This window comes from Sphingomonas sp., assembly GCF_048594985.1.
Lineage (GTDB): Bacteria > Pseudomonadota > Alphaproteobacteria > Sphingomonadales > Sphingomonadaceae > Sphingomonas_I.
Genome location: NZ_JBMDXG010000010.1, coordinates 11,752 through 38,301 on the forward strand (window position 1 = coordinate 11,752; position 26,550 = coordinate 38,301).

Consider the following 26,550-nt stretch of genomic DNA (forward strand, 5'->3'; position numbering starts at 1 on the left):
GGCCCGCCGGCACCTTGTCCCCGCGATGCGCTTCGGGTCAGGCGGCTTCGGCTACCCGACGCAGGATGTACTGGCCGTAACCCGTCTTGGCGAACGCCTGACCCCGCGACCGCAACTGCTCCAGGTCGATGAAGCCCAGATCATAGGCGATCTCTTCCAGGCAGGCGATCTGCATGCCCTGCCGGTGCTGCACCGTGCGGACGAATTCTGACGCTTCGAGCAGGCTGTCATGCGTGCCGGTGTCGAGCCAGGCATGCCCGCGCGACAATTGCTCCACGAACAACTCGCCCCGCTCCATATACATCCGATTGATGTCGGTGATCTCGAGCTCGCCGCGTGCCGACGGACGGACCTGCTTGGCGAATTCGGTCACGCGCGCATCGTAGAAATAGAGGCCTGTCACCGCGTGGTGGGACTTGGGCTGCTTCGGCTTTTCCTCGATCGAGATCGCACGGCCGGTGTCGTCGAGCTCAACCACGCCATAGGCCTCGGGTGATTCGACGCGGTAGGAGAAGACCGTCGCGCCATCGCTGCGCCCCGCCGCGCGCCGCAGCCGCTCGCTCAGGTCGGCGCCGAAGAAGATGTTGTCGCCCAGCACCAGCGCGGCGGGCCCGCCTGCCAGAAATTCCTCGCCGATCAGGAAGGCCTGCGCCAGCCCCTCGGGCTTGGGCTGCACGGCATAGGAGATGTCGAGGCCAAGCATCGCCCCATCGCCGAACAGGCTGCGATAATTGTCGAGATATTCGGGCGAGGAGATGATCAGCACCTCGCGAATCCCGGCCAGCATCAGCACCGACAGCGGATAATAGATCATCGGCTTGTCGTAGATCGGCAGCAATTGCTTATTGACCGCAAGCGTGGCGGGATGAAGCCGGGTGCCGCTGCCGCCGGCGAGGATGATGCCCTTCATGCTGTCTTTTCCATCAATTGGTCGACGATCTCGTCGATCATGACGCGCCAGTCGCGCGGGACGATGCCGAATTGTCGGCGGAGCTTCGCCGTGTCGAGCCGCGAATTGGCGGGCCGCGCGGCGGGGGTGGGGTAGTCCTTGGTTGCGATCCGGCCGACGCGGGGCGCCTTGCCGCCATGCGCTGCGGCGCGGGCGAACACGGCCTCGGCCAGATCGGCCCACGTCGCCTCGCCTTGGTTGACCAGGTGATAGGTTCCGAACGCGGCCGGATCGTCGATCCGGTCGAGGATTGTCAGCACCGCCCGCGCGATATCGTCGGCCCCGGTCGGACAGCCATGCTGGTCGGCAACCACGCGCAGTTCATCGCGATCGGCCGCCAGACGCAGCATCGTCTTCACGAAATTAGAGCCCGTGGCGCTGACCACCCAGGCAGTACGCAGGATGACGTGGGCCGGGTTGGCGGTGCGGACCGCCTGCTCGCCGCCCTCCTTCGACGCGCCGTAGACGCCGATCGGCGCAATCGGATCGGTCTCGGTATAGGCGCCGCTCTTGGTGCCGTCGAAGACGTAGTCGGTCGACAGCTGGATCAGTGGAATGCCCTTGCGCGCGGTGGCGGCGGCGAGGGCAGCGGGCGCGAGCGCGTTGATCGTCCACGCCGCGACGACATCGCTCTCGGCACGATCGACCGCCGTATAGGCCGCGCAATTGACCACTGCCGCCCACTCGCGCGACTCGACCATCGCGGCAAGCGCCGCCGGATCGGTCAAATCGAGTGCGTCGCGGCGCGGCGCAACGATCTCGCGGCCCAGCGCCAGCCGCGCGATCGCGCCGCCGACCTGGCCCGATCCGCCGGTGACGAGGACCGCGCCCATCAGCCCTTCAGGCCGATACGCTGCACCGCGCCCTTTTCCTCGACCAGCGGGCGCCACCACGCCTCATTGTCGAGATACCAGGCGATCGTCCGCGCGATCCCCGAATCGAAGCTTTCCTGCGCGGTCCAGCCAAGCTCGCGCTCGATCTTGGTCGGATCGATGGCGTAGCGATGGTCATGCCCCGGCCGGTCGGTGACGTGTGTGATCAACGTCTTGTACGACGTGCCGTCGGCACGCGGGCGGATCTGGTCGAGCGTCTCGCAGATGCGCGTGACGACCTCGATATTCTTGCGCTCGGCTCGACCGCCGATGATGTAGCTCTCGCCCGGCACGCCGCGCTCGAACACGGCGGTCAGCGCGCGGGCATGATCCTCGACGAACAGCCAGTCGCGCACGTTCAGCCCCTCGCCGTAGACCGGCAGCGGCTCCCCCGCGAGCGCCTTGATCACCATCAGCGGAATCAGCTTCTCGGGGAAGTGATAGGGGCCGTAATTGTTCGAGCAATTGGTGATGAGCACCGGCAGGCCGTAGGTGTCGTGCCACGCGCGGACGAGATGGTCGGACGAGGCCTTCGACGCCGAATAGGGCGAATGGGGGTCGTAAGGCGTTTCTTCGGTGAAGAACCCGTCGTCGGCGAGCGTGCCGAACACCTCGTCGGTCGAGATGTGGTGGAAGCGGAATTCCGCCTTCGCGGCCTCGTCGAGACCCCGCCAGTAATCCAACGCGGCGTTCAGCATCGCGAAGGTGCCGACGATGTTGGTCTGGATGAAGTCGGCCGGGCCGTCGATCGACCGGTCGACATGGCTCTCCGCCGCCAGATGCGTGATCACATCCGGGCGGAAGTCGGCGAGTGCCTGTGCGACCGTCGCGCCGTCGCAGATGTCGCCCTGGAGGAAGCGGTAGCGTGGGCTGTTTGCGATCGGCTCCAGGCTGGCCAGGTTGCCGGCATAGGTGAGCTTGTCGAGGTTGAGCACTTCATGCGGCGTCTCGCGCACGAGATGGCGAACCAGCGCCGAGCCGATAAAGCCGGCTCCGCCGGTGACGAGGATGCGCAGGGGCTTGGCGGCGGTCATGCGTCGATCGGCTCCAATGGGTGTCCATCATAATCGAAGGGGCTGTCGGCCTCGGACAGCGGGGGCAGAACCTTGTCCTTGGGCGAAAGCGTGGGCCCATTTTCGGGCAGCGGCCACGGCAGGGCAAGCGCCGGATCGTCCCAGCGTACGCCGCCCTCGCACTCCGGCGCGTAATCGCCGCTGACCTTATACTCGACCTCGGTGTCGGGTTCGAGTGTGACGAAACCGTGCGCAAACCCGACCGGAACGAACAATTGGTGCCCGTTCTCGGCGCTCAGTTCGGCCGCGACCCATTTCCCGAAGGTGGGAGAGCCGCGCCGCGCGTCCACCGCCACGTCCCAGATGCGGCCGCGCACGCAGCGCACGAGCTTGTCCTGGCCGTGCGGCGGGGCCTGCCAGTGGAGACCCCGCAACACGCCCACGTCGCGCGACATCGAATGATTGTCCTGGATGAAGGTGCAGTCGATGCCGAACTCGCGATAGCGCGCGCGGTTGTAGGTTTCCATGAACCAGCCGCGTTCGTCGCCGAAGCGGCGTGGACGAATCAGTCTGACGGCCACGAATATCCCCCCGAAATCGCGCTGCAATGCAGCGACCAGCTATCGCATGCGCACGCAGATTCAAAGCGGCTCAGTTATCCCCCGCCGCGATCGCCTGCGCTCCGGCCCGGCATGCAGCCGCCTTCGTCTGCGCGCAGGTCTCGCTGAAAAGCTGCCGTGCCGATGCGTTGCGGTGCGCCTGAAGGAAGCTCGCGGCGCGCTGCGCCGCCTCTTCGCCGCGCTTCTGGCCCAGCAGCCAGGCGATCTCCGCCCGTGCCACCCCGACATCGTCCGGGAATTTCTGGCGCGCCGTTCCGTACACGTTCGCGGCCAGCACCTGATTGCCCTCACGCGATCGGATTTCCGCCAGCAGCAGCGTCGCCTCGCTGTTGGTCTCGTCGTCGGCCATCACGACCTGGGCGTCGTTTGCCGCCTCGCGATACAGCTTCCGGTTCAATCTCAGCCGGGCGCGGACGATCAGCGCCTCGGGATTCGATCCGTCGAACGCCAGCACCTCGTCGACCTTGGCCTGCGCGGCATCGGGACGGCCCGCCGCCAGCAAAGCCCGCGCCGACAGCGTATGTGCCTCGATATTGGTAGGCGCGATCGGCGTGCGCGTCAGCGGCTCGAGCACGCGCAGCGTCGCCGCCGGATCGCCCATGCCAAGGATAGTCCGCGCCATCGCCACGCGAACCGCGGGTCGCGACGCCTCCGCCACCTTGGCGATTTCGCCAGCCGCCAGCGCGGGCGGAGCGTTGTTGCGCCAGAATTCGGCGATCGCGGTCATGACGCTGGGGCTGCCGCCATGTTTGGTCCGCACCCGGGCGATGATCTCCTGCGCGCGTTTGGTGTCACCGCGCGCCTGATAGGCGCGGGCCGCCTCCATCGCGTAGCGGGGATCGTCGGGAAAAAGCGGCATCAGTCGGATCGCGGTGGCCCGGATACCATCGCGCTGGCCCAATTTGCGATACAGGGCCATCAACTGCATCAGCAGATCGCTGTTGGTCGGATCGTCCTTGGCTCGCGCCTCCAAGATCCGGACAGCCGTTTCGCTGTCGCCCTGCATATCGTGCATGCGAGCGCGCAACACATAGCCGTCCGCGCGCTGGGGCGCGACCTCGACGATGCGGGTCGCCAGTCGATCCACCTCGGCAAAGTTGCGTTTTGCCAGCGCGACCGCGCCGCTGGACAGCAGGCCCGCCTGATTGTCCGGGTCGAGCAGCAGCAGCGGCTCGATATAACGCTGGGCAGTATCGTACTCGCCGCCGCGAACCGCCAGCACGGCCAGGTTCTGCAGCGCTTCGACATTGTCTGGCTGCAGGTCCAGCGCCTGCTGATAGGCCGCCGCCGCCCCCGAATAGATCTGGCTCGCCTCGCGGGCGCGACCGAGCTTGAGCCAGCGGCGCGGGGTGCTGTCGTCCAGCGCGACGGCTTCCTTCATCATGTCGGCGGCGTGGCGGTAATCCTTGCCGGCGAACGCGCGATCGGACAGCGTCTCATATTCGTCGGCACGCTGGGTCGCCGGCTTGCAGGCGACGGCGACGAGCGCGAGACTCATCGTGGCAAGCGTCGCGAACAGGCGGGGGGGGCGGGTACGGCCGGACATGATGGAAGGCGCTGCGCGGTCCCTGACGTCAGATCGGGAGGGGCGCTCCTGTTGCCCCAGCCGCGTTGTGTGCGCAACATAGGCGCTAGCAAAGCGTGTTCGCAAGTGCGATACGGGGCGCACTTACCAAGGGGTGATCGATAGATGAAGCTGACCGCAGCAGCCTTTCTTGCGCTGTCGTTGCAGAGCGCGCTTGCCTCGGCCCAGAGCGCTCCGCCGCCGGCCTCGGAGGCTTACCGGATCAATCCGGGGGACCAGATCGATGTGTATGTATGGGGGGACGAGCGGCTTCAGCGCTCGCTCAACATCCTGCCCGATGGCAGCTTCGCTTTCCCGCTGGCGGGCACCGTCCGGGCAGCGGGCCGCACGCCTACCGATGTCGAACAGGAATTGTCGCGCCTGCTCGCGCCCCAATATAAGGACGTGCCGCCGCAGGTGACCGTTTCGGTCCGCGTCCCCTCGGGCATGCAGATCTCGGTTATCGGCAAGGTTCGCAGCCCCGGCAATTTCTCGCCCACGCGCTACGTCAATGTCTTGCAGGCGCTGTCGCTGGCGGGCGGGCCGAGCGAGTTTGCGGACCTTTCCAACATCGTCATCATCCGCCGCCAGGGCGGGCGGACCGAGGTGCTTCGCGCTCGTCTGGGCGACATCATGAAGGGGCGTCCCGGCAGCGGCGACATCGCCCGCGACGTGCCCGTGCTGGCGGCAGGCGACATGGTCGTGGTCCCGTGAAGCGGCTGATCCTCGCGACCGTCGCGGCGGGCATGGTGGCACCGGTCGCGGCCGAGCCCTTCGTGTTCAGCGGCGTCGTCGGCGCCGGCGCGGGATACGTCACCAATCCCTTCCTGCGCATCGGCGAGGACGGTGGTTCGCCGTCGCTCAACGTTTCGCTCGCTCCGGTTCTCACCCGGACCACGCCGCGCGGCGTCACCACCGTGCGTGGAATTTACAGCCGTGAGGAATATCTTCGCGACTATGGCCATAGCGACAACGCCCTGGCCGGGCTGTCCCATCAGCAGCAGTTGAACGAGCGGCTCACCGTAAACGGCGGCGTCACCTACAACACGACGACCAACCCCCTGATCGGCAGCAACTTCGATCCGGGCATTTCCGATCCGCTGACGATCGGGCGGCGTTCCAGGCGGCTGAGCGGCGACGCCGGTTTCAGCTGGCAGCCGACCGCCACTGACACCTGGACGGGGGGCGTGAACGCGTCGCGCAACACCTTCTCGCGCAACACGCTCGACGGGCTGGTGCAGGATTACAATCTCTATGGCGCGAACCTGGCATATACGCGCAGCCTCGATGAACGCACCCAGATCGGGCTGCGCGTCAATGGACAGTACGTCGATTCGGAAGCGTTTCCGGACACGCAGTCTCTTCAGCCCGCGGTAACACTTCATCGTCAGATTAGCGCGATATGGACCTTCGACGGGAATATCGGGCTCATCATCCAGAAGATGGAAGGCCGCAGCGCGAGCACGACCGTCGGTTTCGGTGGCTCGCTGTGCGGGCAATATCCGCGGACCGAGATCTGCTTCACCGCCGATCGTCAGAGCTCGGCGAGCGGGATCGGTGGCCTGCGCCGCGATCTGTCGCTGACCACCACCGTCACGCACAGTCTGACCGAGCGCAGCCGGCTGCGAGGCTATGGCAGCTATCGCAAGAGCGACGGGCAGAGCTTTCAGACGATCAGCGATGTCGAGGCGATCCAGGCGCGGCTCGATTATGATTACGACGTGACCCAGCGGCTCACGGTCGGAGTGGGCGGCCGCTACCAGCGCCGCGACCTCAAAGGACAGGGATCCGCCGATTCGGTGGCGGGAATGGTCAACCTTTCGATGAAGATCGGACGATGAATATGGCGGTGGACACGCAAGAAGAGGAACAGGGGGCGTCGGGTTTCCTGGCGGCTCTGCCCACCATCCTGCTGCATCGCCGGTGGATCATCATCATTCCGGCAGTGCTCGCGATCGTCGGCGGGCTCATCGCCGCGTTCGTCATCCATCCCGTCTATCAGTCGAGCGCCACGGTCCTGATCGAATCGCCGCAACTGCCGGAGGATCTGATCGGTCCGACGTCCGGCTCGCAGCAGATGAACGACGCCATCGGGCAGCGCGTCGCTCGTGCGCGCGAACGCGTGCTCAGCCGCATGGACCTGATCCGGCTGATCCGGGCCTATAATCTCTACCCGAATGAGCAGCGCGTGATGCCGCTGTCGCGGATCGTCGACAAGATGCGCGCGGACACGACCATTCGCGCCCTGTCGAGCGAGATCCAGATCAACAACGGGAACCGCCGCAACCTCGGCCTTGCCAATACGATCGCGATCGAGGTCGCCTTCCAGTATGACGATGCGCAAAAGGCGCAGGTCATCGCGCAGCAGTTCGTCGACCGCTTCCTGGAGGCGGATGCGACCACCCAGGCGAGCCAGGCGATCGACGCGGTCAACTTCCTGACCGAACAGGCCAACGGCATCCAATCGAAGATCACCGAGATCGAGAACCGCATCACCCAGATCCAGTCCGAAAACGGCACGGTGCTGGTGCTCGGCCAGTCGACGGGCGACCGCTCGACCGATTTGTCGCGGATCGATGCGCAGATTGCGGGCATCCAGGCCGAAAACAGCCGCCTCGCCACCACCAAGGGCAGCGGCACCCAGGATAGCGGGGTCGCCGCCGCCGAGGCCCAGCTTCGCACGGCGCAGGCCCGCTTTTCCGAAAGCCATCCCGACGTGATCGCCGCCAAGGCCCAGCTCGACGCGGCGCGCAGGATGGCGTCGCAGTCGGGCGGAGCGGACCCGGTCGCCGCGCAGCTGGCGTCGAATCGCGCGCAGCTCGCCTCGCTCGAGCGCGCGCGCGCGCTGCTGAGTTCGCAGTCGGCCAACGTCTCGGCGGCGCAGGCTCGGGCTCCCGCGCTGGCGGCGCAGGTTGACCAGCTCGGCAAGCAGGCGGATGCGCTGCGTGAGCAGTCGCGCGGAATCGGTACGCGGCTGCAGGCCGCGCAGATCCAGGCTCGAATGGAGTCCGAACAGAAGGGCGAGCGCCTGACGCTGGCGGATCCGCCCGTGGTACCCGATGCGCCGATCAGGCCCAACCGGCCGGTGATCATCGCCGGGTCGATCCTGGGCGGGCTGGCCTTCGGTCTGGTTCTGGCCCTGCTCGTCGAACTCATCCTGCATCCGATCCGCGGCATCCCCGCGCTGAAGCGCACGTTGGGGGAGGCGCCGCTCGCGGTCATTCCCGATTTCGACAGCAAGCCGAGCTGGATCGCCCGCATGCTCGAACGCCGGACCCGGCGCAAACTCGCCCGCGCGTGAGCCCCAGGAGACAATAACCGATGCAATCAGGTTTGATGTCGCACCCGTCCGAGCGTGCGACGCTGTTCACGACGCCGGAATCGATTCCGGTTCTCGACGTCACGACCGAGCAGCTGGACCGGCAGAACATCGTCGGGTTTCGTAATGCCGACACGCGTGCACGGCCGTTCAAGCTGCTCCGGTCGCAAATCCTGCGGCGCGTGCAGGAAGACGGCCTCAAGGTTCTCGGCGTCACGTCGGCCGCGCCCAATGTCGGCAAGACGTTCGTGGCGTGTAACCTGGCGGCCGCATTGTCGCGGATCGCCGACATGGCGGTGATCCTGATCGATCTCGATCTTCACCGCCCGGCGGTGGCGACGCGGCTCTCGTTCGATCCTGACGGCCTCGGCATTCAGGACGTGCTGGCGGGCGACGCCGAACTCGATCAGGTCGCGCGACGGATCGGGGAAGAGCGCCTGGTTGTCGTCCCCGGCTTCCGCCGCGAGGTCGCCACCGGCGAGCTGCTGACCAGCCCGCGCGGCGAGGATCTGTTCGAACGGATGCACGCGGTGGGCCGCGACACGCTGGTCATCGTCGACATGCCGCCGATCTTCGCGGACGACGATGCGGTCATCATCGCCAAGCATCTCGATGGCTATCTGCTTGTTGCCCAGGACGGCAAGACGACCGCCAAGCAGTTGACCGAAACGGTGCGGATGCTGTCGCCGGCGCCGCTGGTCGGCAGCGTCCTCAACCGGTTCCGCACGCAGATCCTGGTCGACGAATATGGCTACGGAATGAGCTACGGCTACGGCGGCTATTATTGATTGAGGGGCGTGGCGGGCAAACGGCCCGCCACGCTTTGCTTCGCGCTTAGTTTGCGGCCGGCGCGGGGGCCGGTGCCGGAGTCGCGCCCTTGGCACCCGGGGTCGCCGGGGGCGGGCCGAAGCCGTTCTGATAGCTGATCTTCGCATTGCCACGCAGCGCGGTAAGCTGTTGCTGGAGCAGATCCCCGAACTTTTCCTGACGCCAGGCGCGCACCGCCGCCGACCGTGCCTCGGCCGGATCGATCGCCACCGGCTTGCGATCCGTGATGACGCTCACGGTGATGAGGCCCTGGCTCGGAACCACGAACGGCTCGGTCGCGGGCAGCCGGTTGATCGCCTGCATCATCTGCGGCGGGACCGCGCCGGTATCGAGGCCGGCGGGAACGCGCTCGAACTTGATCCCCATCGCCCGAAGGTGCGCTGCGACCGCGTCCATCGTCTTGTCCTGGTCGAGCACGCTCAGCGACTTCAGGTCCTTGGGCGGCGCGAACCGGATCTGGTCGAGCGCCAGTTGCTCGCGGTTCGCGAACAGGGTCGGGCGGTCGGCCATGAACTTGCGGATCTCGGCCTCGCTCGGCACGGGCACGGCGTTCAATTGCTGCTTGGCATAGGCCTGCGCCAGCATCATTTCGTCGGCGCGGCGCTTGTCGGCGAGGAATTCGGGCGTGCGGTCGATGCCCTTATCCTCTGCGGCCTTGATCAGCAGCTTGCGGTCGATCACGCGCTGCAACGCCTGCCGCTGCAGCGCCTGCTTGTCCCCGCCCGCCGACGCGTTGGCGGACTGCAGCTCGGCGTTGATCTCCTGGAGCGTCACCTCCTGCCCATCGACCGTCGCCGCGACCTGGCCCGATGGCGCGTCGCGGTTGCACGCCGCCAGCGCCAGCAGACTCGCTGCGCATAGGCCGGCTTTGGATATCTTGTTCATAACCCATGCTCCTTCTGATCTTTGTCGCGTGATTGCGGGACATGCCGCGCTGACGTCACATCAGGCTCCGGTCCCGATCAGCATCCGCCGTTGCGCGGGGGAAAGGCCGGCCAGCATCGTGCGGACGAATTCCACCAGCGTCGCCTGCGCTTGCGCCGCATCGGTGGACAGGACCGACACGCGTGCCAGCAAGCCATCCGGAACATAGCCGGCAAGATTGCTGCGCATGACGGCAAGCCGCTGCTCGGGCCAGCTTACCGGCAGGAAATTACCGATTCGCGTCCAGTAAAGAACCTGTTCGGTCCGTGTATCGCTCCGTCCGGTGAATTGTCGGACCGGCAGCGCCTTTCCATTGTCCAGCGGGATCTGCTCCTCGACGAAATCCGACAGGCTGAAGCCGCTGGCGGGATAGCAGATTTCAGGTCGGTGGATCTGCAGCATCCCGCCCTGGGAGCTGCCATAGGCCATCAACAGCATGATCGGCGGCCGATCGGGCGAGACATAGGTTCGGCCGACTTGCTGGCTATAGATCAGGCGCGCAAGCTGGTCCGCCGGCGGCAGGACGAGCCCGCTCGACGTCTCATACGTCCAGTCGCCGACTGTGTTCGGAACGAGCTTCTCGAGCGCGCCGTCGGGGATGAATTTCTGTTCCCGGTGCGGCATGCCGGCCCATGCCGTACCCGCCGCGCCCGCAACGATCCCCCCGAGAATGAGCTCGCGCCGGCTCGGCCGCGTGAAGGGCGTGCGTTCGCTCATGCATCACCCGCATGCGACAGGCGGCGACGGAGCGGCTGCGCCAGACGATCGATCCCGAAAATCCCGAGCAGCGCCACCGCGAACATCACCATCCCCGCAAAGCCGTGGAGGAAACCCTGCGCGTAGGCGTCCCCGGCATAATAAGTGATGAGGATCAGCAGCAGCACCCGCACGAAGTTCGCCAGGATCGCCACCGGGACGATCGCGATCATCAGCAGCAGCGCATAGCGCCAGTTCGCATTATGCCTGACGTAGATGTAGAACAGGCCGATCGCCGACAGGCTGATGATCGAATTCAGCCCGGCGCAGGCCGCCGCCACCAGAATATCGTACTGGTCGACCTGGATCATCACGCCCTGCCGCGCGATCGGCAGGCCGAAGACGTGAAGCAGTTCCACCGCGGCTTGCGAAATGAGCAGCTTCAATGGCTGGGTGATCGTCGCCACCAGACTGTCGGGCGGCGGAAACAGGAAGGCGAAATAGAGGATCGGAAACCAGAGCAGGCGCAGCGCGCGCGGCCCGCAGACGCCGTAGAAGAGCGTGACCAGACTTCCGTACAGCGCAAAACCCTCGAGCTCGAGCGTGGTCGTAATGCGCGCGATGACGTAAATGGCCAGCAGCGGCACCAGGATCGCGATGGTGAGCGGCAGGCTGCCCGGACGGACGAGCGGCCCCACCTGCTTGCGGAGCAGGCCGACCAGCCAGATGCCCGTCGCGAGAACGATCGGGCCGTGCGCGCCCTGTTCGGTCGACCAGGATTCGCGCGCGACGGAGATCATCGTCGGCACGGCAATCAGCGCGGCGCAGAGCAGAACCAACCAATGGCGCGCCCAGGCGTGCCAGACGGGCGCGACCGCCCGCACCGGCCGTTCGCCGACGATCTCCGCAATGTGTCCCTGGGGCATACCGGACTAGACTCTCACACGCGCCGCCCGTGCCCGGGTCGGGCAGCGGGACAGGGATTCGGGCTGTGCCGACCCTCCCCGCCGACCCGGCGGAATAGCCAATTCCGCCGGGTCTGCCAACATACCAACACTCAGAGGACGAAGTCGCCCGCGACGAGCATTCCCGACTTGCTGGTCACCTGCAGCAGGAAGTCCGCGACCCCGTCGCCATTGGTGTCGCCATACACGTCGTAGAACGAGCCATTGGCCTGCACGCGCAACTCGCCGGCATTCTGGCTGAACGCGCCGCCGCCGATGAAGCGGAAGGCGTCGTTGCCCGTGTTCCCTAGGATGGCGTCGAGCCCCGAGAGATCGATCTTGTCGCGTTCGGCACGCGAGAAGTCCTGGATCGCGGCGGTGTTGTTCCGGTCGGTCGTCAGCTCGCCCTCGGCGAAGACGAACGTGTCGCTGCCGGTCCCGCCGATCAGCGCGTCGCGCCCGCCGCCACCGTAGATCGTATCGTTGCCGCCACCGCCATCGATGGTGTCGTTGCCGCCCAGGCCCCACAGCTTGTTCGCAAGGCTGTTGCCGTTGATGACGTTGTCGAGGTCGTTGCCGACACCGTCCGACGCCCCCACCTGCAGATAGAGGTTCTCGACATTGACCGGCAGCGTATAGCTGACGCTGGCATAGACCATGTCGTTACCGCCGCCGGCTTCCTCGATGACCAGATCGCGGACGTCGTCGACATAATAGGTGTCGTTGCCGCCATAACCGATCATCGTGTCGGCGCCCGCGCGGCCGTCGAGCACGTCGTCGCCCGCGCCGCCCAGGATACGGTTGTCGGCCGCATTGCCCGTCCCGACGAAATTCCCCGAACCAAGGAAGGTCAGGTCCTCGAAATTGACGCCAATCCGGTAGGTGTTCAGCGTCGTGCGAATCTCGTCGATGCCCTGATTGGCGTATTCGACCGGGAGATCAGCGGCATTGTCGACATAGTAAATGTCGTTGCCGGCGCCGCCGACCATCCGATCGGCCCCGGTGCCGCCATCGAGAATATCGTCGCCCGCACCGCCTTGCAGGATGTCGTTCCCATCCATGCCCCGCAGCACCGTGCCGAAGTCGCTGGCGATCATCGTGTTGTCACCGGCATTGCCGATGAAAGTACCGCCGCGCGCCGCCACGAGCCGTTCGACGTTGGCGGAAAGCGTGTACCGGGCGGCGCTGACATAGACCATGTCGTCCCCTCCGTTCGCGCTCTCCTCGATCACGTCGAATTCCGAGTCGACATAATAGATATCGTTGCCCGCCCCGCCGCGCATCACGTCATTGCCGACACCACCGTCCAGAATGTCGTTGCCCGCCGTCCCGATCAGGGTGTCGTTGCCGGCCATGCCGTAGAGGCTGGCACGGCTGGCGCTTCCGCCGCTGATGACGTTGTCGAGCTCGTTGCCTGTCCCGAGAAAGGTCGAGGCGCCGGTATAAGTGAGGTTCTCGATGTTCGCGCCGAGCGTCCAGTTGTTCACCTTGCTGCGGATCAGGTCGATGCCCGCATTGACCCCTTCGATCACGACGTCCTTGGCCGAGCTGACGACGTAGGTGTCGTTGCCAGCACCGCCCTCCATCCGGTCGTCGCCGATGCCGCCGTCCAGCAGATCGTCGCCATTACCCCCGATCAGCGTATCATTGCCGCCCATGCCATAGAGTGAGGCGGACCCGCCGCCGGTGGCACGGATAACATTGTCCAGCTCATTACCGGTACCGGTAACGTTGATCCGCCCCGATAGCGTGAGGTTCTCCACGTTCCGGCCGAGCGTATAGCTGGCAAGCGAGGTGATGACGGTGTCGGTGCCATCATTCCGGTTCTCGACAACAAGGTCATTGACATCATCGACGTAGTAAATGTCGTTGCCCTCGCCGCCCTTCATCGTATCCCTGCCGATGCCGCCATCGAGCACGTCGTCTCCCGAACTGCCGATCAGCAGATCGTCGCCCGCCAAGCCCTTCAGATGGCTTGGTCCCTCCGCAGTCAGGGCGTTCGCGCTGCCGTCGCCAGAAACTTGGAGCAACCCGCCGATCCCGATCTCCAGCGCCTTGTCCAGTTTCGCGTCATCCGCCGCCGCCTTCAATGCGTCGTAACGCGGGCTGGACTCGACGTAGATGTTATCCAGATTGCCCCAATAACCCGAGGCCCGGTTGTCGCTGGTGTCGGTGAAGGCGATCAGGGTTTCGCCCCCGGCGGCCTTAAAGACGTCGACCATCTTGGTGTAGAGGTCGCCCATGCGCGGATCGTTCATCAGCCGGTCGATGAAATCCATCATCAGCGTGCGTTCTTCGCCCGTATAGGTGGCGGGCGTCAGGTGCGCGCCGCCTTCATAGGCGACCAGCGTCATCCCGTTCGCCTTCGCGATTGCGGCCTGCCGCTCGAGCTGCTTCGACAGTGCGACGAGGCTGAGGTCGTTGCCGATCGCGCCGCCGAATTCCATGTCGCGGAACGCGGCCGCCATGCCGGCCTCACCACTGCGCGCCCATTCGAGCACCTTGGCCTTGTCGGCGGCCTTGCTCGTCGCGGCGGAGATCTGGTTGCCGAAATAGGTGGTGACCGCGAACTCGTCGAACAGGTCGTCCACGCTGCCAAGGCCGGCGCGCGCCACGCCCTGCTTCATGTAATTGAACAGCGCGGAATTCGCCGTCTGCGTCGCCAGCACCGTCGCCAGCCGGTCGTCGGGCTGCCCTTCGAAAACGTCCTGCGCGACCTTCGCGATCTGCGCCGAACGATAGCCGTAGAACTGCATCCACCCGCCCATGACGGCTTCCGAAGTGTTGCTCGGATCGATCTTGCCGTCCTTGTTGACGTCGACGCCCCACATTTCGTTGGCTTTGTTCAGCGCCCATTTCGAGTTGCTGTAGCCCCAGTTCCACATCTCGTTCGTATATTCGACGTGGACCTTGAGCGACGGGTCGAGATGGTCGCGGATGTAGGTCAGCGCAGCCGTGACATAGGCGTCGTCGGCCATGGTCGGCGCATTCCACCACATGTCGGTGCCGGTCTTGTTGGCCAGTTCGACCATCAGCTCGATCGGCACGCCGTTGCCGTTGGACTTCGACGCCCAGGTGGCATTGTCGAGCGTCGCGCGCGTTTCCCAGCTGACCTGCTCCGACGCGGGCGTGTTGCCCCAATCCATGTAGCGCAGCACGCTCCAGTCCGACGCCTTGTCGATGAAGGCCGGATTGAAGATCTCGCCGGCATTGAAGAGGTCGAGCTGGTCCTGGCGCACCACATGAATGTCGCGGACCGGATCGTTCGGGTCCATGCCGCGCAGCAGCATGTTGATGGCAGGCGCGTCGGCCGCATTGGTCGACTCGAAGACGATCTTGCCGGCCTCCTGGCTGATGATCTTTGCGGTGCCCAGGCGCACCGTGGCGGACCCCGTATAGGTCAGGACGTAGACGTTGCTGTTCCCGGCGCTCAGCGGATCGACAGCAAAGGACGTCGAAAGCTGCTGATCCTGCCCAACGCCCGTGAGGTGGCCATGCTCGTCCACCTGCGGCTTCTCGTCGAGATACGCGCCGGTCGCGCTCCGGACATTCCAGTCGCCAGCGGTCTTGAACCGATCAATAAACGGGTTCTGCGTCGCCCAGTAGGTCACGTGGGCCAGATTCGATCCGATAGCGGTCACGCCAATTTTCCCATGAAAGCCGGGCGAAGGGGTCGCCCTCTGCGGCTCTCATAGGCTGGTTCGTTTATACGCTCTGGAACAACGCTGGTTAATGCGCGCGCAAGAAAGTTGTTTGCCGCGATGCAGCAGGGCGGTGAAACGAGCTACTAATGAAGGGCGACGGTTACCCCGCGCTGCCGCCCCGACCGATCGCCTCATAGTGCATGCCGGCCTTCTCGGCCTGATCGCGCGTGTAGCAATTGCGCAGGTCGACCAGCACCGGCTCGGCCATCAGCCCCGCAACGCGCGGCAGGTCGAGGTCGCGATACAGGTCCCACTCGGTCACGATCGCCACGGCGTGCGCGCCCTCGACCGCCTCGTACGGGCCATCGACGAACTCCACGTCCTTCAGAAGCTCGCGCGCATGCACCATGCCCTCGGGATCATGCGCGCGTACCTTTACGCCGACGTCCTGCAGCGCCTGGATGATCGAAAGCGCCGGCGCCTCGCGCATGTCGTCGGTGTCGGGCTTGAAGGTCAGGCCCAGGATCGCGACGGTTTTGCCGCGCGGATCGCCTTCGCCCATCGCCTTCAGCACCTTGCGGCCCATCGCGCGCTTGCGGCGCTCGTTGACGTAGACCACCGCGTCGACCACGCGGATCGGCGACTGATAGTCCTCGGCCGTCTTGAGCAGCGCGAGCGTGTCCTTCGGGAAGCACGACCCGCCATAGCCGGGGCCGGCGTTCAGGAACTTGGTGCCGATGCGGTTGTCGAGCCCGATCCCGCGCGACACGTCGCGCACGTCCGCGCCGACCGCCTCGCACAGGTCCGCAATCTCGTTGATGAAGGTGATCTTGATCGAAAGAAACGCATTGGCCGCGTACTTGATCAGCTCGCTCGTGCGCCGTGCGGTGAAGACGATGGGGGCGCCTTCGGCCTCGAGCGGGGCGTAGATTTTCTGCAGCACATCGCGCGCCGTGTCGGTCTGCGTGCCTACCACGACCCGATCGGGCTTCATGAAGTCGCCGATCGCCGCGCCCTCGCGCAGGAATTCGGGATTGGACGCGACGTCGACCTTGATGCCCGGATTGGCTTCCTCGGCGATTCGCTCGATCGCGTCGCCGGTGCCGACGGGAACGGTCGACTTGGTGACGATCACGGTCGGGCCGGTCAGCGACGCGGCGATCTCGCGCGCGGCGGCGTAGACGTAGCTCAGGTCCGCATGCCCGTCCGACTTGCGCGATGGCGTTCCCACCGCGATGAACACCGCGTCCGCGCCGTCGACCGCGGCGGCCAGATCGGTGGTGAAGGACAGGCGGCCCGCCTCGACATTGCGCCCAACCAGCGTATCGAGCCCGGGCTCGTAGATCGGCATGATGCCCTGCAGCAGGCGTTCGATCTTGCTCGCGTCCTTGTCGACGCAGCGGATCTCATGGCCGATCTCCGCCAGGCAGGCGCCTGAAACGAGGCCGACATAGCCGGTGCCGATCATCGTGATACGCATAGGTGTGCCGTCCTCCCGCCCCGCGCTGGTAAATGCTGCAAGAGCGATATCGCGGCCGAAAAGCAAGCCTTGTCGGCATCGCGCCCCGCCCCCATCTCGCGGGGCACGGGAGTTTTTGCGATGACTGAAGAGATTGCGACACTGGCGGGCGGCTGCTTCTGGTGCGTCGAGGCGGTGTTCGATGACATCGTCGGCGTGTCGGCGGTCGAAAGCGGCTATACCGGCGGGCAGGTGGTCAATCCGACCTACCGCCAGGTCTGTGGTGGCGACACCGGGCATGCGGAGGCGATCCGCGTCCACTTCGATCCTGCCGTGATCGGCTATGGCGAGCTGCTCGACATCTTCTTCGCGGTGCACGACCCGACGCAGCTCAACCGGCAGGGCAACGACATCGGCCCGCAATATCGCTCGGCCATCTTCCCGCATTCGCCGGAGCAGGAGGCTGAGGCGCGCGCCGCGATCGGCCGCGCGCAGGCGGATCATGATCGTCCGATCGTCACCACGATCGAGCCCGAGGCCGCATGGTATCCGGCCGAGGATTATCATCAGGAATATTTCGCGCGGGAGGGCGACGCGAATCCCTATTGCCAGGCGGTCGTGGCGCCCAAGCTCGCCAAGTTCCGCAAGAGCTATGCCGCACGCCTGAAGGCCGCGACGGCGGCCTGACGGGATCGGTGCGGCCGGATCGACCGGCCGCGCCAGCCCCAAGCGGCTCGCAGGCGACCCCTGTGAAAGGTCACTCCGGGCAGACCGCTCCGGCCGGATCGGCCGCGAGCCGCAGGTCCGATACCGACAGCGCGAACGGCCCGGTCGTCGCGGCTGAAAAGACCGTGCTCACGTCGGTCATGTCGGTGCCGGCCTTCCGGAAGCAGGCGAGGGGGATCTTTACCGTGCGCCACGCGCCACCGGTCTTGAACAGGCTCGTTGCATCGATGCTACCCGATCCAAAGGCGATCCTGACCGGCGCTGCCGGCGTCCGATCGACGCGGTAAGTCATTTGTAGCTGGATGTCGGCGTTGGTTTCACGCCGATAGTCCATCGGCTTGCCGCCGATCCGCACGGTCGCTTCCTGCCCGCCGGGCCAGGTCAGCCGGACCGCGCCCTCCTGCAGCGTCTCGCTATCGACCGCCGTGCGCGTGACGCGGCTGTCGGTCGCGAAGGAGAAGGGAGCGGGGACGCGGCCCTTGGCGAAATAGACGCTGGTATTGGCAAGGCTCGGATCGACGCCCGAAACCTCGCTCAGCTTCGGCACCGAACCGCCCTTGGCATAGGTCAGGCCGTAGCCGAGCGGGAAGAGCGGATCATAATCCTTCTCGCCGGGATTGAGCGTGAATTGCGCGGCGGTCTTCGGCCAGCTGAACGACAACGTGCCGGCAAAGTCGCGGCGCGGCTTGCCCGCGGCATCGCCTACCAGCACGTCGGCCACGCCCCCGCCTTCCGTACCCGGCAGCCAGGCGGCGACAAACGCGTCCGATTGGTTGAGTTCGGGATTCACCCATAAAGGTCGGCCCGACAGGAACACCGACACGACCGGCACGCCCGCCGCCTTGAGCTTCTTCAGCAGCGCCAGCGCGACCTTGTCGTCCGGCTGGAATTCCAGCGTGCGGATATCGCCGCGCATCTCGGCATAAGGCTGCTCGCCGAACACCACGACCGCGATGTCGGGCTTGGCCGTGAAGCTCCCGTCGGGGCTGAGCGTCGCGGTGCCCCCCGCCGCCTTCATCGCCGCCGCGATTCCGGCGTAGATCGACGTGCCGCCCGGGAAGTCGGCATTGGTATTGCCGTCGCCCTGCCATGACAGCGTCCAGCCGCCCGACTGGAGCCCGATATCGTCCGCCGCCGGCCCCGCGACGAGGATGTTGGCGCTCGCCTTGATCGGCAGCACGCCCTGATTCTTGAGCAGGACAAGGCTCTTTGCCACCGCCTCGCGCGCGATCGCGCGATGCTCGGGCGCGCCGACCAGCTCGAGCCGCCCGGCATAGGGCCGCGCCGCGTCGAACAGGCCGAGCTTCGCCTTCACCCGCAGGATGCGGCGCACCGCATCGTCGACCCGCGCCATCGGGATCTGCCCCGCCTTCACCTGCGCGACGGTATTGTCGAACAGCCCTTTCCAGCCATCGGGCGCCATCGCCATGTCGAGCCCGGCGTTGAAGGTGCCGGGGCAATTGGCGTTGGTGCAACCGTCGAGCTGCGCGTGCGCGTTCCAGTCGCCGACGATGAAGCCATCGAAGCCCATCCGGCCCTTCAGCACGTCGGTCAGCAGGCTTTTGTTGCCGTGCATCTTCGCGCCCTGCCAGCTGGAAAAGGACGCCATCACGGTCATCGTGCCGGCCGTGATCGCGCCCGGATAGCCGGCATTGTGGATCGCGATCAGCTCCCGTTCGGGGATGTCGGCGTCGCCCTGGTCGATGCCGTCCTTGGTGCCGCCGTCGCCCAGGAAATGCTTGGCGCTCGCCGCGACATAGCCCTGCTGGATCGTGCCCTTGCCCGGTGCGCCCTGCAGCCCCGCGACCATCGGCCCGGAATAGGAGGCGACGACCTTCGGATCCTCCGAATAGCCCTCATAGGCGCGGCCCCAGCGCTCGTCCTGCGGCACGGTCAGCGTCGGGCCGAATGCCCAGTCCCAGCCGGCGGCGGCGGTCTCGACCGCGGTCGCGCGGCCGATTTTCGTCATCAGCGCGGGGTCGTGCATCGCGCCCAGGCCGACATTGTGTGGGAAGACGGTCGCGCCCAGGATGTTGCTGTTGCCGTGGACCGCATCGATCCCGAAGATGAGCGGGACGTAGGGCCGCCCGGGGCGCCCCTCCTTCGCCACCTTGTCGAACGCGCGCGCGGTGGCGAGCCAGGCGGCGGCGGGGGAACGATCAGGGCTGTCGAGCGGGGGCGAGCTACCGCCGGCGAGCACGCTGCCGAGCGGATATTTGCGCAGGTCCTCGGGCCGGATCGTGCTGATGTCGCCCTGGATCATCTGCCCGACTTTTTCCTCGATCGTCATCTTGGCCATCAGGCCGGTGACGAACGCTTCGGTCTTCGGGTCGACCAGCCCGGCGCTCTTCGCCGCCGGCCACAGTGCCGGATGCGCGACGCCGCGCGCGGTTGGGGCCTGAGACTGCGCACCGGCGACCGCCGCGCTCAGGATGCCGGCCGCACCGGCGAGCAGGCTAGCCTTGTTCCATCCCATCTTCATGCTCCTCAACCCGCGTCGTTCTGTACGGTTCTGGCGCGCTCAATAGCATCGGCAAGGTCGAACGCTATGCGAAAGGCCCCTTGTCAGCGCGAGGCCTCGATGCCGAGCTGGCGGTTGGCCCAGGGGATGAAATGGCGGAAATTGGGCTGGTCGGTATGCCCGCCCGTATGTTGGCGCCACGCAAGCGTCCCGTCGATCATCGTCTCGACCGGCGGCATCGTGTGCGGACCCGTGACGCCCACGCCATCGCGGCCGAGCAGCTTGTACACCCGGCCCGCATCCACCGCCGCCAGAAAGCTGCCTTTGTGGTCCAGCCAGTGCGCGTCGCCTTCCTCGGGCACGCCATAGCTGATGAACACCGGGCGGGGCGCCGCGAGTGCGATCAGTTCGTTCGCGTCGACCGGCAGGTCAGAGGCGTCGAAGTCCGGCTTCGACACCCCCTTGGTGTCGTATTTCATGAAATTGCCCGCCATCCAGTAGAAGGAGCCGCTGGCGAGGTTGCCGACCTGCTCGCCGAAATTGCGGCGGACCAGCGTCGTGCCGCCCTTGCCCGACGATCCGATCAGCCCGATCGCGAAGCGTTCGTCGAACGCCATCGCCACCAGGGCCGCCTTGCCATAGCGCGAGACGCCCTCGATCCCGACGCGCTTGCCGTCGATCCTGGGATCGGTCGAAAGCCAGTCGAGCGCGCGGCTGGCGCCCCAGCCCCAGGCGCGCAGCGCGCCCCACTGATCGGGCGTGCGCGGGCCGCCTTTATTGCCAAGGCCGATGATCCCGTCGCGCAGGCCCGCGCCATTGTCGGCCTGGATGCTCGCCGTATCGAGCATGACATAGCCCCAGCCCGCCGCGATCAGCTGGTCCTGGCGCGGCAGATCGCCGAAGCGGTCGCGTTCGGGCGGGCGCGCGGGCGGCGCGACGAAGCCCATCGCCTGATGCTCCGCGAACGTCGCCTCCAGCGCCGGATCCTGCTTGACGAGCAGTGCCTTGAGCGCGGCGTTGATCCGGTCGACCGTCGGCTGATCGGGTAACGACGGATTGGGGAAGGCGTCGGGGCCGAACAGGATCAGCACCGGCACCGGGCCCTTCGCCTGTTCGGGCAGGACCACCATCATCCGGATGTCGACGCTGCGCGCCGGATCGCTCGGATGCGGCACATGCCCGATCACGCGCCGCGCGAGCACCGGGGTAAACCCGGCCATCCGCTCGTGATCGGTCGCGACGACCGACCATTGCACCGGCGGCAGCCCCTCGGGCACGCGGCCATAGACCTCACGCGCATAGTCCTCGAGGATCTCGGGCCGGCGCATCTCCCGCCACGTGCGGGCGTCGGCCACCTTACGCCCGTTCTTCAGCGTGAGCGGATCGGGCAGGTCGGGGTAGGGCGTCGCCTTGCCCTCGTCGTAATTGGCGGGTCTGGGCGAGGTCGGGTCGCCGCTCGCGCCGGGGATGAGGCGCGTGATGCCCAGCCGGCGCATCATGTCCTCGCGATTCTGCTCAGCGGTCCAAACCGGTGCAGCCGCGACCAGCAGCAGCGCCGCGCCGGACAATGCCGCGCGAACCCACCCCTTTTCCATCCATCCTCTCCGTCTTTGTCGTTCAGAGGGTGGTAAGCCGCCGCTCCACGTCGCGCCAGAGCGTCGTGATCGCCCGCGTCACCGGCGCGCGCGGCGCATAGGCGCCCACCGGTGCGTGCCGCTCGGCCATCTGCTCGACCAGGCTCGCCATCGGAATGACGGCCTGGCCCGGCGCGTCATCGATTGCCTGGCGGTGCGCGGCGCGGCGGCGGTCGACCATGTTGAACACCGGCAGCACCTGTGGAGCGCCCTTGCGGCGCTGGTCGAGATGGCGGCGCAATTCGTCGGCCGAGCGCATCGACAAAGCCGACGGAATGAGCGGCAGCAGGATCAGGGTCGCGCCGCGAATGACCTGTTCGGCGGTAATGCCCAGCCCCGGCGGGCAGTCGATCACCACCCGGTCATAGCGCCCGGCGAGGAGCTCGCCGATCCGCTGCAGCCTCTTCTTCGCGCCGATCTCCTCGAACAGCAGGTCGAGCGTGCGGAGCGAGGCGTCGGCGGGCAGGATGTCGAGGTTCGCGATACCGGTGGGAACGATCAGCCGGTCGGGCTCCACCTCGCGCTCGATCACTGTGCGCGCCTCGTCGCGCAGGCGGGCTTTGGGGGCGAGGATGAAGCTGGCCGCCGCCTGCGCGTCCAGATCCCACAACAGGCTGCGCCGGCTCGACAGGGTCGCGGCCGCCCATGCCATGTTGACCGCAAGGCTGGTCTTACCCACCCCGCCCTTCGCGCTGTAGACCGCAAGCGTCGCCATGCTGTGCCTACCGCTCCGCCGGTTGCGTGGTCCGCGAGGGAATGGGCGGCTGGGGCATTGCGAGCGCTCCGTCATCTGTCTGTCGCACGGGGCTGCGACAGCGCCACCTTTCGGAAAGAGAAGTGACGGTGAGACTGCTAAAATCTTACGGTTTTATGACGCTCGCCGCGTTTATGAGCGGCTGTGCCACTGCACCCGCAGCGGATTGGGCGACCGTCGCGGCGCGCAATCCGGCGCCGCGGGTCGTGGCGGTCGGGGAGACCGAGCCGGTGAGCACCGCCAATGCCGACGCGGCGGACGATCCCGCCATCTGGCGCGATCCGGCGGACCCCTCGCGCAGCCTGATCATCGGGACCGACAAGAAAGCCGGTCTCTATGTCTACGGGGTTGACGGGCGGAGGCGGAGCTTCTTCCAGGCCGGCCGCGTCAACAATGTCGATCTCGTCGAGGCGCGCGTCGCCGGGCGCGCGGCGATTTTGGTGGCGGCGTCCGATCGCAACGATCCTGCGGCGGGCAAAGTCGCGCTGTTCACGCTCGATCCGGCCAGCGCCGCGCTGACCGCACTCGGCACCGTGCCGGCAGGCGCGGGCGAGGCCTATGGCCTCTGCCTGTCACCGCGCGGACAGGCCGTGGACGCGTTCGTGGTGATGAAGGATGGGACGATCGCGCAGGTCGCGCTCGACCTTGCCGAAGCCGCGCCCGCCGGCCGCGTCGTCCGCACGCTCAAGCTCGCGACGCAGTCGGAGGGGTGCGTGGTCGATCCCCGGACCAGGCGGCTCTACGTGGGGGAGGAGGATGCCGGCATCTGGCGGTTCGATGCCGATCCGGCGGGGTCGCCGACGCCCGTGAAGGTGGCGGGCGTGGATGGAAAGACGCTCGTAGCGGATGTCGAGGGGCTCGCCGTCGTCGCCGGGGCCGCCGGCGGCGGCTGGCTGCTCGCGTCGAGCCAGGGCGACAATGCCTATGCGGTCTACGACCTCGCGACCGAGCGCTTTCTCGGCCGCTTCCGCGTCGGTCCCGGCAAATTCGGCGCAACCAGCGAGACCGACGGCATCGCCGCGATGGCCGGCGACTTCGGGGCGGCCTTTCCGGGCGGTCTGTTCATCGCGCAGGACGGGGACAACGCGCCCGCCGCGCAGAACTTCAAGCTGGTGCCGCTCGCCGCGATTGCCGCCGCGCTCGGCCGGCCGCTGCCCTGAAGCCTTCACGGCGGGTTCAGCCGGATGACGGCATAAGCACCTGCTGGAGGACGCCGCCATGAGTCGCCTGTCTGCAAATATCATCGCCGGGGCCGGCGCGCTTGGACTGGCGGTGGCGCTGGTCGGGGGTGCCTCGACCTCGCTCGCCGCCGAGACCGCCATCCCCGCCCCCGCGCCGCTCGTTACCGCTCCGGCGACACAGACGCGCGAGACCGCTGTTTTCGCGGGCGGCTGCTTCTGGGGCGTGCAGGGCGTGTTCCAGCATGTGAAGGGCGTGACCGGCGCGGTCTCGGGTTATACCGGCGGCAGCGCGGCCGACGCCCGCTACGAGCGCGTCTCCTACGGCGATACCGGCCATGCGGAGGCGGTGCGCGTCACCTTCGATCCGCGCGTCGTCGGCTATGCCGATCTGCTCCGCATCTATTTCTCGGTCGTCGCCGATCCGACCCGCGCGGACGGGCAGGGCCCCGACATCGGTCCGCAATATCGCTCGGCGCTGTTTCCGGTCGATGCGCGCCAGAAGCGCATCGCCGAGGCCTATCTCACGCAGCTCGGCAAGTCGGGCCTGTGGGACCGGCCGATCGTCACCCGGATCGAGCGTGCGCAGGCCTTCTATCCGGCGGAGGGGCATCACCAGGATTATCTGACGCGCAATCCCAACGCGCCTTATATCCGGATCAACGACCTGCCGAAATTGACCGCGCTGAAACAGCTCTACCCGCTGTCATGGCGCGAGCGCCCGGTGCTCGTCCGCGGCTGAGCCGGTCAGGCGGCGAGCGGGAAACGCAGCAGACGATCCTCGACCGGCACCAGCGCCTGCGCCCGTGCGCCCACCGCGCGCAGGATCACGGGATCGTCGGCGTCCATCCCCCCGGTCAGCGCGCCGAACGCCGGCAGGATCAACTTGGTCCCGCTCGCGACGAAGCAGCGGCGCGCAACGTGGCGCCCGCGCAGCGACAGGCGCAGCTTCGGATGAAAATGGCCCGACAATTCGGGGCGAGGGTCGGCGGGGTCGGCCTCGTGGCGCAGCACCAGCCCATCCACTTCCACCTCGTCGCGCACCATGCCGCCGCACGGATCGGACAGCGCGGCGTCATGATTGCCGGTAATCCACGTCCAGCGCGTCACGGCGGTCAGATCGAGCAGGCGTGCACGCGCGTCGGCCGGCAGGCGCGTGCAGCCGGCGCGATCGTGGAAGCTGTCGCCCAGGCACCAGATCTCCCGCGCCTGCGTCGCCTCGCGGATCGCGGTCAGCTCGGTCAGCGTGGCGATCGAGTCATAGGGCGGCAGCATCTGCCCGCGCCCCGCGAACCAGCTCGCTTTCTCCAGATGCAGGTCCGCCACCAGCAGCGCGTCGCGTGCTGGCCAGTAAAGCGCGCCGGCGGTCAGTGCCGCCAGCTCGACACCGCAGAACGAAAAGCGAACCATGGCCGTGCTATAGTCATTCGGCCGGCGGCAGCGCAACCGGGCTGGCAAGCGGCCCGCCACCTTCCCATATGAAGACGTGGCGCAGCTTCCCTTTTTCGGCCCGAGCGGCTAAGGCGGCGCGCTTTTCCGACACAATCGAGATATTGAGGACTTCGCTTGGCGAAAGAAGAATTGCTTGAAATGCGCGGGCAGGTGGTCGAGCTGCTGCCGAACGCCATGTTCCGCGTGCGGCTTGAAAACGACCACGAGATTCTGGGCCATACCGCCGGCAAGATGCGCAAGAACCGCATCCGCGTGCTCGTCGGCGACGAGGTGCTGGTCGAACTGACCCCCTACGACCTGACCAAGGGCCGCATCACCTACCGCTTCAAGTAAACGGGCGCCCATGCGCCTGGTGCTTGCCTCCTCCAGCCCGCGCCGACGCGATCTGCTTGCCCGGATCGGCGTCGTGCCCGACCGGATCGAAGCGCCGGCGATCGACGAATCGCCGCGCCCGCGCGAATTGCCCCGCCTGTATGCTCTGCGTCTTGCCGAGGAAAAGGCGCGCGCGGTGGCCCGTGCCGGGGATGAGGTCGTGCTGGCCGGCGACACCACCATCGCGCTCGGGCGCCGCATCCTGCCGCCCGCCGAGACCGAGGATGTCCAGCGCGACCTGCTTTGCCTGCTGTCCGGCCGTCGCCATCACTGCCTGTCGGCGGTATGCCTGATCGGGGCCGATGGCCGCGCGCGCACCCGGTTGGCCGACACGATCGTCACCTTCAAGCCGCTGTCGGCGGCCGAGATCGACGCCTATGTCGCGGGGGGCGAGGGGCTCGGCAAGGCCGGAGGCTATGCCATCCAGGGGCATGCCGAGGCATTCGTCCGCCGGCTGGCCGGCAGCCATTCGGGCGTGATCGGTCTGCCCCTGTTCGAAACGCGCGCATTGCTGCTCATCGCCGGGATCGCGCTTGGCTGAGTGGCTGTACGAGGCCGGGATCGGCGAGATGCGCGCCGCCCTGGTCGATCGCGGCGAGATCGTCGAAATGGAGATCGAGCGTGACGACGATCCCGCGCCGCGCGCGGGGGCGGTGCTCGACGCGCGGCTTCTGCGCCGCGCGGACGCCTCGGGGCGGGGGCTGGTGGCATTGCCGGCGGGCAGAGAAGCGCGCTTGCTTGCGCCGCCGCCGGGCGTGGCCGAAGGGACCACGATTCGGGTCATGATCGTTCGCGAAGCCCTGCCCGAGGCGGGCGGAACGAAGCCGCCGCATGTCCGCGTGGCGGATCCGGATGCTTTACCTGTCCCGGGTCCGGACCTGCTGCGCCGGCTGGGAGACACAGCCCTGCCCGTCCGCGCGGCCGACCTCGACCTTTACGGATGGCAGGACGCGGTCGAGGAGGCGGCAAGTGGGCTGGTCGCCCGGCCGGACGCTTTGTTGCGGATCGCGCTCACGCCCGCGATGACGCTGATCGATGTCGACGGCAGCATCGCGCCCGCCGGGCTGGCGATTGCAGGAGCGCGGCTGGCGGGGGCGACGATCCGCCGCTTCGGCATCACCGGCTCGATCGGGATCGACCT

General features: G+C 66.9%; 23 protein-coding genes and 1 pseudogene. 10 read left to right on the forward strand and 14 right to left on the reverse strand.

The window, feature by feature from the left end; translation table 11 throughout:
• Positions 1 to 37 precede the first annotated feature (37 nt).
• The 5 genes from rfbA to ACOJSF_RS00295 form a co-directional block, all read right to left on the reverse strand.
• Positions 38 to 910, reverse strand: coding sequence for a glucose-1-phosphate thymidylyltransferase RfbA (gene rfbA, locus ACOJSF_RS00275; protein ID WP_420140242.1), 873 nt, complete (start codon positions 908 to 910; stop codon positions 38 to 40).
• Positions 907 to 1,782: a dTDP-4-dehydrorhamnose reductase gene (gene rfbD / locus ACOJSF_RS00280; protein ID WP_420140243.1), complete on the reverse strand. Its 876-nt coding sequence runs from the start codon at positions 1,780 to 1,782 to the stop codon at positions 907 to 909. The genes rfbA and rfbD overlap by 4 nt, the downstream gene beginning before the upstream one ends.
• Entirely contained in the window at positions 1,782 to 2,855 is a 1,074-nt protein-coding gene (gene rfbB / locus ACOJSF_RS00285) for a dTDP-glucose 4,6-dehydratase (protein ID WP_420140244.1), read from the reverse strand. The genes rfbD and rfbB overlap by 1 nt, the downstream gene beginning before the upstream one ends.
• On the reverse strand, positions 2,852 to 3,415 hold the full coding sequence (rfbC, locus tag ACOJSF_RS00290) for a dTDP-4-dehydrorhamnose 3,5-epimerase (RefSeq protein WP_420140245.1): 564 nt from the start codon (positions 3,413 to 3,415) through the stop codon (positions 2,852 to 2,854). Before rfbC ends, rfbB begins: the two co-directional genes overlap by 4 nt.
• A 70-nt stretch (positions 3,416 to 3,485) precedes the next feature.
• Positions 3,486 to 5,000, reverse strand: coding sequence for a tetratricopeptide repeat protein (locus ACOJSF_RS00295; protein ID WP_420140246.1), 1,515 nt, complete (start codon positions 4,998 to 5,000; stop codon positions 3,486 to 3,488).
• A 144-nt stretch (positions 5,001 to 5,144) separates the two neighbouring features.
• Here ACOJSF_RS00295 and ACOJSF_RS00300 point away from each other — a divergent pair, with 144 nt between their 5' ends.
• Genes ACOJSF_RS00300 through ACOJSF_RS00315 form a run of 4 tightly spaced genes read left to right on the forward strand, consistent with a single transcriptional unit; the run spans position 5,145 to position 9,125 of the window.
• Positions 5,145 to 5,732: a polysaccharide biosynthesis/export family protein gene (locus tag ACOJSF_RS00300; protein WP_420140247.1), complete on the forward strand. Its 588-nt coding sequence runs from the start codon at positions 5,145 to 5,147 to the stop codon at positions 5,730 to 5,732.
• Positions 5,729 to 6,859 (forward strand): hypothetical protein, encoded by a 1,131-nt coding sequence (locus tag ACOJSF_RS00305; protein ID WP_420140248.1) that lies wholly within the window; start codon positions 5,729 to 5,731, stop codon positions 6,857 to 6,859. The genes ACOJSF_RS00300 and ACOJSF_RS00305 overlap by 4 nt, the downstream gene beginning before the upstream one ends.
• A 2-nt stretch (positions 6,860 to 6,861) precedes the next feature.
• Positions 6,862 to 8,319 carry a GumC family protein gene (locus ACOJSF_RS00310; protein ID WP_420140249.1) on the forward strand — a complete coding sequence of 486 codons (1,458 nt, stop codon included), beginning with the start codon at positions 6,862 to 6,864 and terminating at the stop codon, positions 8,317 to 8,319.
• Positions 8,320 to 8,354: 35 nt separating this feature from the next.
• Positions 8,355 to 9,125 (forward strand): CpsD/CapB family tyrosine-protein kinase, encoded by a 771-nt coding sequence (locus tag ACOJSF_RS00315; RefSeq protein WP_420140250.1) that lies wholly within the window; start codon positions 8,355 to 8,357, stop codon positions 9,123 to 9,125.
• Between the two features lie 46 nt (positions 9,126 to 9,171).
• Here ACOJSF_RS00315 and ACOJSF_RS00320 read toward each other — a convergent pair whose 3' ends face one another.
• The 5 genes from ACOJSF_RS00320 to ACOJSF_RS00340 all read right to left on the reverse strand — a co-directional run bounded on the left by ACOJSF_RS00320 (position 9,172) and on the right by ACOJSF_RS00340 (position 16,853).
• Complete coding sequence (locus ACOJSF_RS00320; protein WP_420140251.1) at positions 9,172 to 10,050, reverse strand: SurA N-terminal domain-containing protein; 879 nt, start codon at positions 10,048 to 10,050, stop codon at positions 9,172 to 9,174.
• 60 nt (positions 10,051 to 10,110) lie between these two features.
• Entirely contained in the window at positions 10,111 to 10,806 is a 696-nt protein-coding gene (epsI, locus tag ACOJSF_RS00325) for an exosortase-associated protein EpsI, V-type (protein WP_420140252.1), read from the reverse strand.
• A complete protein-coding gene (xrtV, locus tag ACOJSF_RS00330) occupies positions 10,803 to 11,711 on the reverse strand; it encodes an exosortase V (RefSeq protein WP_420140253.1) in 909 nt (302 codons plus the stop codon). Before xrtV ends, epsI begins: the two co-directional genes overlap by 4 nt.
• 131 nt (positions 11,712 to 11,842) lie before the next feature.
• Positions 11,843 to 15,370, reverse strand: coding sequence for a calcium-binding protein (locus tag ACOJSF_RS00335; protein WP_420140254.1), 3,528 nt, complete (start codon positions 15,368 to 15,370; stop codon positions 11,843 to 11,845).
• A 163-nt stretch (positions 15,371 to 15,533) separates the two neighbouring features.
• Positions 15,534 to 16,853: a UDP-glucose dehydrogenase family protein gene (locus ACOJSF_RS00340; protein ID WP_420140255.1), complete on the reverse strand. Its 1,320-nt coding sequence runs from the start codon at positions 16,851 to 16,853 to the stop codon at positions 15,534 to 15,536.
• Between the two features lie 120 nt (positions 16,854 to 16,973).
• Here ACOJSF_RS00340 and msrA (ACOJSF_RS00345) point away from each other — a divergent pair, with 120 nt between their 5' ends.
• Positions 16,974 to 17,519: a peptide-methionine (S)-S-oxide reductase MsrA gene (gene msrA, locus ACOJSF_RS00345; protein WP_420140256.1), complete on the forward strand. Its 546-nt coding sequence runs from the start codon at positions 16,974 to 16,976 to the stop codon at positions 17,517 to 17,519.
• Positions 17,520 to 17,589: 70 nt separating this feature from the next.
• On the opposite strand, the gene ACOJSF_RS00350 is transcribed toward msrA (ACOJSF_RS00345), so the two are convergent.
• From ACOJSF_RS00350 to ACOJSF_RS00360, 3 genes are all read right to left on the reverse strand, one after another.
• Positions 17,590 to 20,034 (reverse strand): glycoside hydrolase family 3 N-terminal domain-containing protein, encoded by a 2,445-nt coding sequence (locus ACOJSF_RS00350; RefSeq protein WP_420140257.1) that lies wholly within the window; start codon positions 20,032 to 20,034, stop codon positions 17,590 to 17,592.
• An 89-nt stretch (positions 20,035 to 20,123) separates the two neighbouring features.
• On the reverse strand, positions 20,124 to 21,614 hold the full coding sequence (locus tag ACOJSF_RS00355; protein ID WP_420140258.1) for a hypothetical protein: 1,491 nt from the start codon (positions 21,612 to 21,614) through the stop codon (positions 20,124 to 20,126).
• A gap of 22 nt (positions 21,615 to 21,636) precedes the next feature.
• Positions 21,637 to 22,368, reverse strand: coding sequence for a ParA family protein (locus ACOJSF_RS00360; RefSeq protein ID WP_420140259.1), 732 nt, complete (start codon positions 22,366 to 22,368; stop codon positions 21,637 to 21,639).
• A gap of 173 nt (positions 22,369 to 22,541) precedes the next feature.
• Between ACOJSF_RS00360 and ACOJSF_RS00365 the strand changes: the two genes are divergently transcribed.
• On the forward strand, positions 22,542 to 23,567 hold the full coding sequence (locus ACOJSF_RS00365) for a phytase (protein ID WP_420140260.1): 1,026 nt from the start codon (positions 22,542 to 22,544) through the stop codon (positions 23,565 to 23,567).
• 58 nt (positions 23,568 to 23,625) lie between these two features.
• Positions 23,626 to 24,327, forward strand: a complete 702-nt coding sequence (gene msrA / locus ACOJSF_RS00370; protein ID WP_420140261.1) for a peptide-methionine (S)-S-oxide reductase MsrA — start codon at positions 23,626 to 23,628, stop codon at positions 24,325 to 24,327.
• A gap of 5 nt (positions 24,328 to 24,332) precedes the next feature.
• Here the strand turns inward: msrA (ACOJSF_RS00370) and pdeM are convergent, their stop codons facing one another.
• Positions 24,333 to 24,995 carry a ligase-associated DNA damage response endonuclease PdeM gene (gene pdeM, locus ACOJSF_RS00375; protein ID WP_420140262.1) on the reverse strand — a complete coding sequence of 221 codons (663 nt, stop codon included), beginning with the start codon at positions 24,993 to 24,995 and terminating at the stop codon, positions 24,333 to 24,335.
• Positions 24,996 to 25,151: 156 nt separating this feature from the next.
• Here pdeM and infA point away from each other — a divergent pair, with 156 nt between their 5' ends.
• From infA to ACOJSF_RS00390, 3 genes and pseudogenes are all read left to right on the forward strand, one after another.
• Positions 25,152 to 25,370, forward strand: a complete 219-nt coding sequence (gene infA, locus ACOJSF_RS00380; protein ID WP_003049127.1) for a translation initiation factor IF-1 — start codon at positions 25,152 to 25,154, stop codon at positions 25,368 to 25,370.
• A gap of 10 nt (positions 25,371 to 25,380) precedes the next feature.
• Positions 25,381 to 25,950 carry a Maf family protein gene (locus tag ACOJSF_RS00385; RefSeq protein WP_420140263.1) on the forward strand — a complete coding sequence of 190 codons (570 nt, stop codon included), beginning with the start codon at positions 25,381 to 25,383 and terminating at the stop codon, positions 25,948 to 25,950.
• Positions 25,943 to 26,550: pseudogene (locus ACOJSF_RS00390) on the forward strand (ribonuclease); the annotation flags it as partial. The gene ACOJSF_RS00385 and the pseudogene ACOJSF_RS00390, both read left to right, overlap by 8 nt.

Excerpts from the sequence above, each read along its gene's own strand:
- rfbA (WP_420140242.1), bottom strand. The coding sequence starts at position 910 with ATGAAGGGCATCATCCTCGCCGGCGGCAGCGGCACCCGGCTTCATCCC.
- rfbD (WP_420140243.1), bottom strand. The coding sequence starts at position 1,782 with ATGGGCGCGGTCCTCGTCACCGGCGGATCGGGCCAGGTCGGCGGCGCG.
- rfbB (WP_420140244.1), bottom strand. The coding sequence starts at position 2,855 with ATGACCGCCGCCAAGCCCCTGCGCATCCTCGTCACCGGCGGAGCCGGC.
- ACOJSF_RS00295 (WP_420140246.1), bottom strand. The coding sequence starts at position 5,000 with ATGTCCGGCCGTACCCGCCCCCCCCGCCTGTTCGCGACGCTTGCCACG.
- ACOJSF_RS00300 (WP_420140247.1), top strand. The coding sequence starts at position 5,145 with ATGAAGCTGACCGCAGCAGCCTTTCTTGCGCTGTCGTTGCAGAGCGCG.
- ACOJSF_RS00310 (WP_420140249.1), top strand. The coding sequence starts at position 6,862 with ATGGCGGTGGACACGCAAGAAGAGGAACAGGGGGCGTCGGGTTTCCTG.
- ACOJSF_RS00315 (WP_420140250.1), top strand. The coding sequence starts at position 8,355 with ATGTCGCACCCGTCCGAGCGTGCGACGCTGTTCACGACGCCGGAATCG.
- ACOJSF_RS00320 (WP_420140251.1), bottom strand. The coding sequence starts at position 10,050 with ATGAACAAGATATCCAAAGCCGGCCTATGCGCAGCGAGTCTGCTGGCG.
- epsI (WP_420140252.1), bottom strand. The coding sequence starts at position 10,806 with ATGAGCGAACGCACGCCCTTCACGCGGCCGAGCCGGCGCGAGCTCATT.
- xrtV (WP_420140253.1), bottom strand. The coding sequence starts at position 11,711 with ATGCCCCAGGGACACATTGCGGAGATCGTCGGCGAACGGCCGGTGCGG.
- ACOJSF_RS00340 (WP_420140255.1), bottom strand. The coding sequence starts at position 16,853 with ATGCGTATCACGATGATCGGCACCGGCTATGTCGGCCTCGTTTCAGGC.
- msrA (WP_420140256.1), top strand. The coding sequence starts at position 16,974 with ATGACTGAAGAGATTGCGACACTGGCGGGCGGCTGCTTCTGGTGCGTC.
- ACOJSF_RS00350 (WP_420140257.1), bottom strand. The coding sequence starts at position 20,034 with ATGGGATGGAACAAGGCTAGCCTGCTCGCCGGTGCGGCCGGCATCCTG.
- ACOJSF_RS00355 (WP_420140258.1), bottom strand. The coding sequence starts at position 21,614 with ATGGAAAAGGGGTGGGTTCGCGCGGCATTGTCCGGCGCGGCGCTGCTG.
- ACOJSF_RS00360 (WP_420140259.1), bottom strand. The coding sequence starts at position 22,368 with ATGGCGACGCTTGCGGTCTACAGCGCGAAGGGCGGGGTGGGTAAGACC.
- ACOJSF_RS00365 (WP_420140260.1), top strand. The coding sequence starts at position 22,542 with ATGAGCGGCTGTGCCACTGCACCCGCAGCGGATTGGGCGACCGTCGCG.
- msrA (WP_420140261.1), top strand. The coding sequence starts at position 23,626 with ATGAGTCGCCTGTCTGCAAATATCATCGCCGGGGCCGGCGCGCTTGGA.
- pdeM (WP_420140262.1), bottom strand. The coding sequence starts at position 24,995 with ATGGTTCGCTTTTCGTTCTGCGGTGTCGAGCTGGCGGCACTGACCGCC.
- ACOJSF_RS00385 (WP_420140263.1), top strand. The coding sequence starts at position 25,381 with ATGCGCCTGGTGCTTGCCTCCTCCAGCCCGCGCCGACGCGATCTGCTT.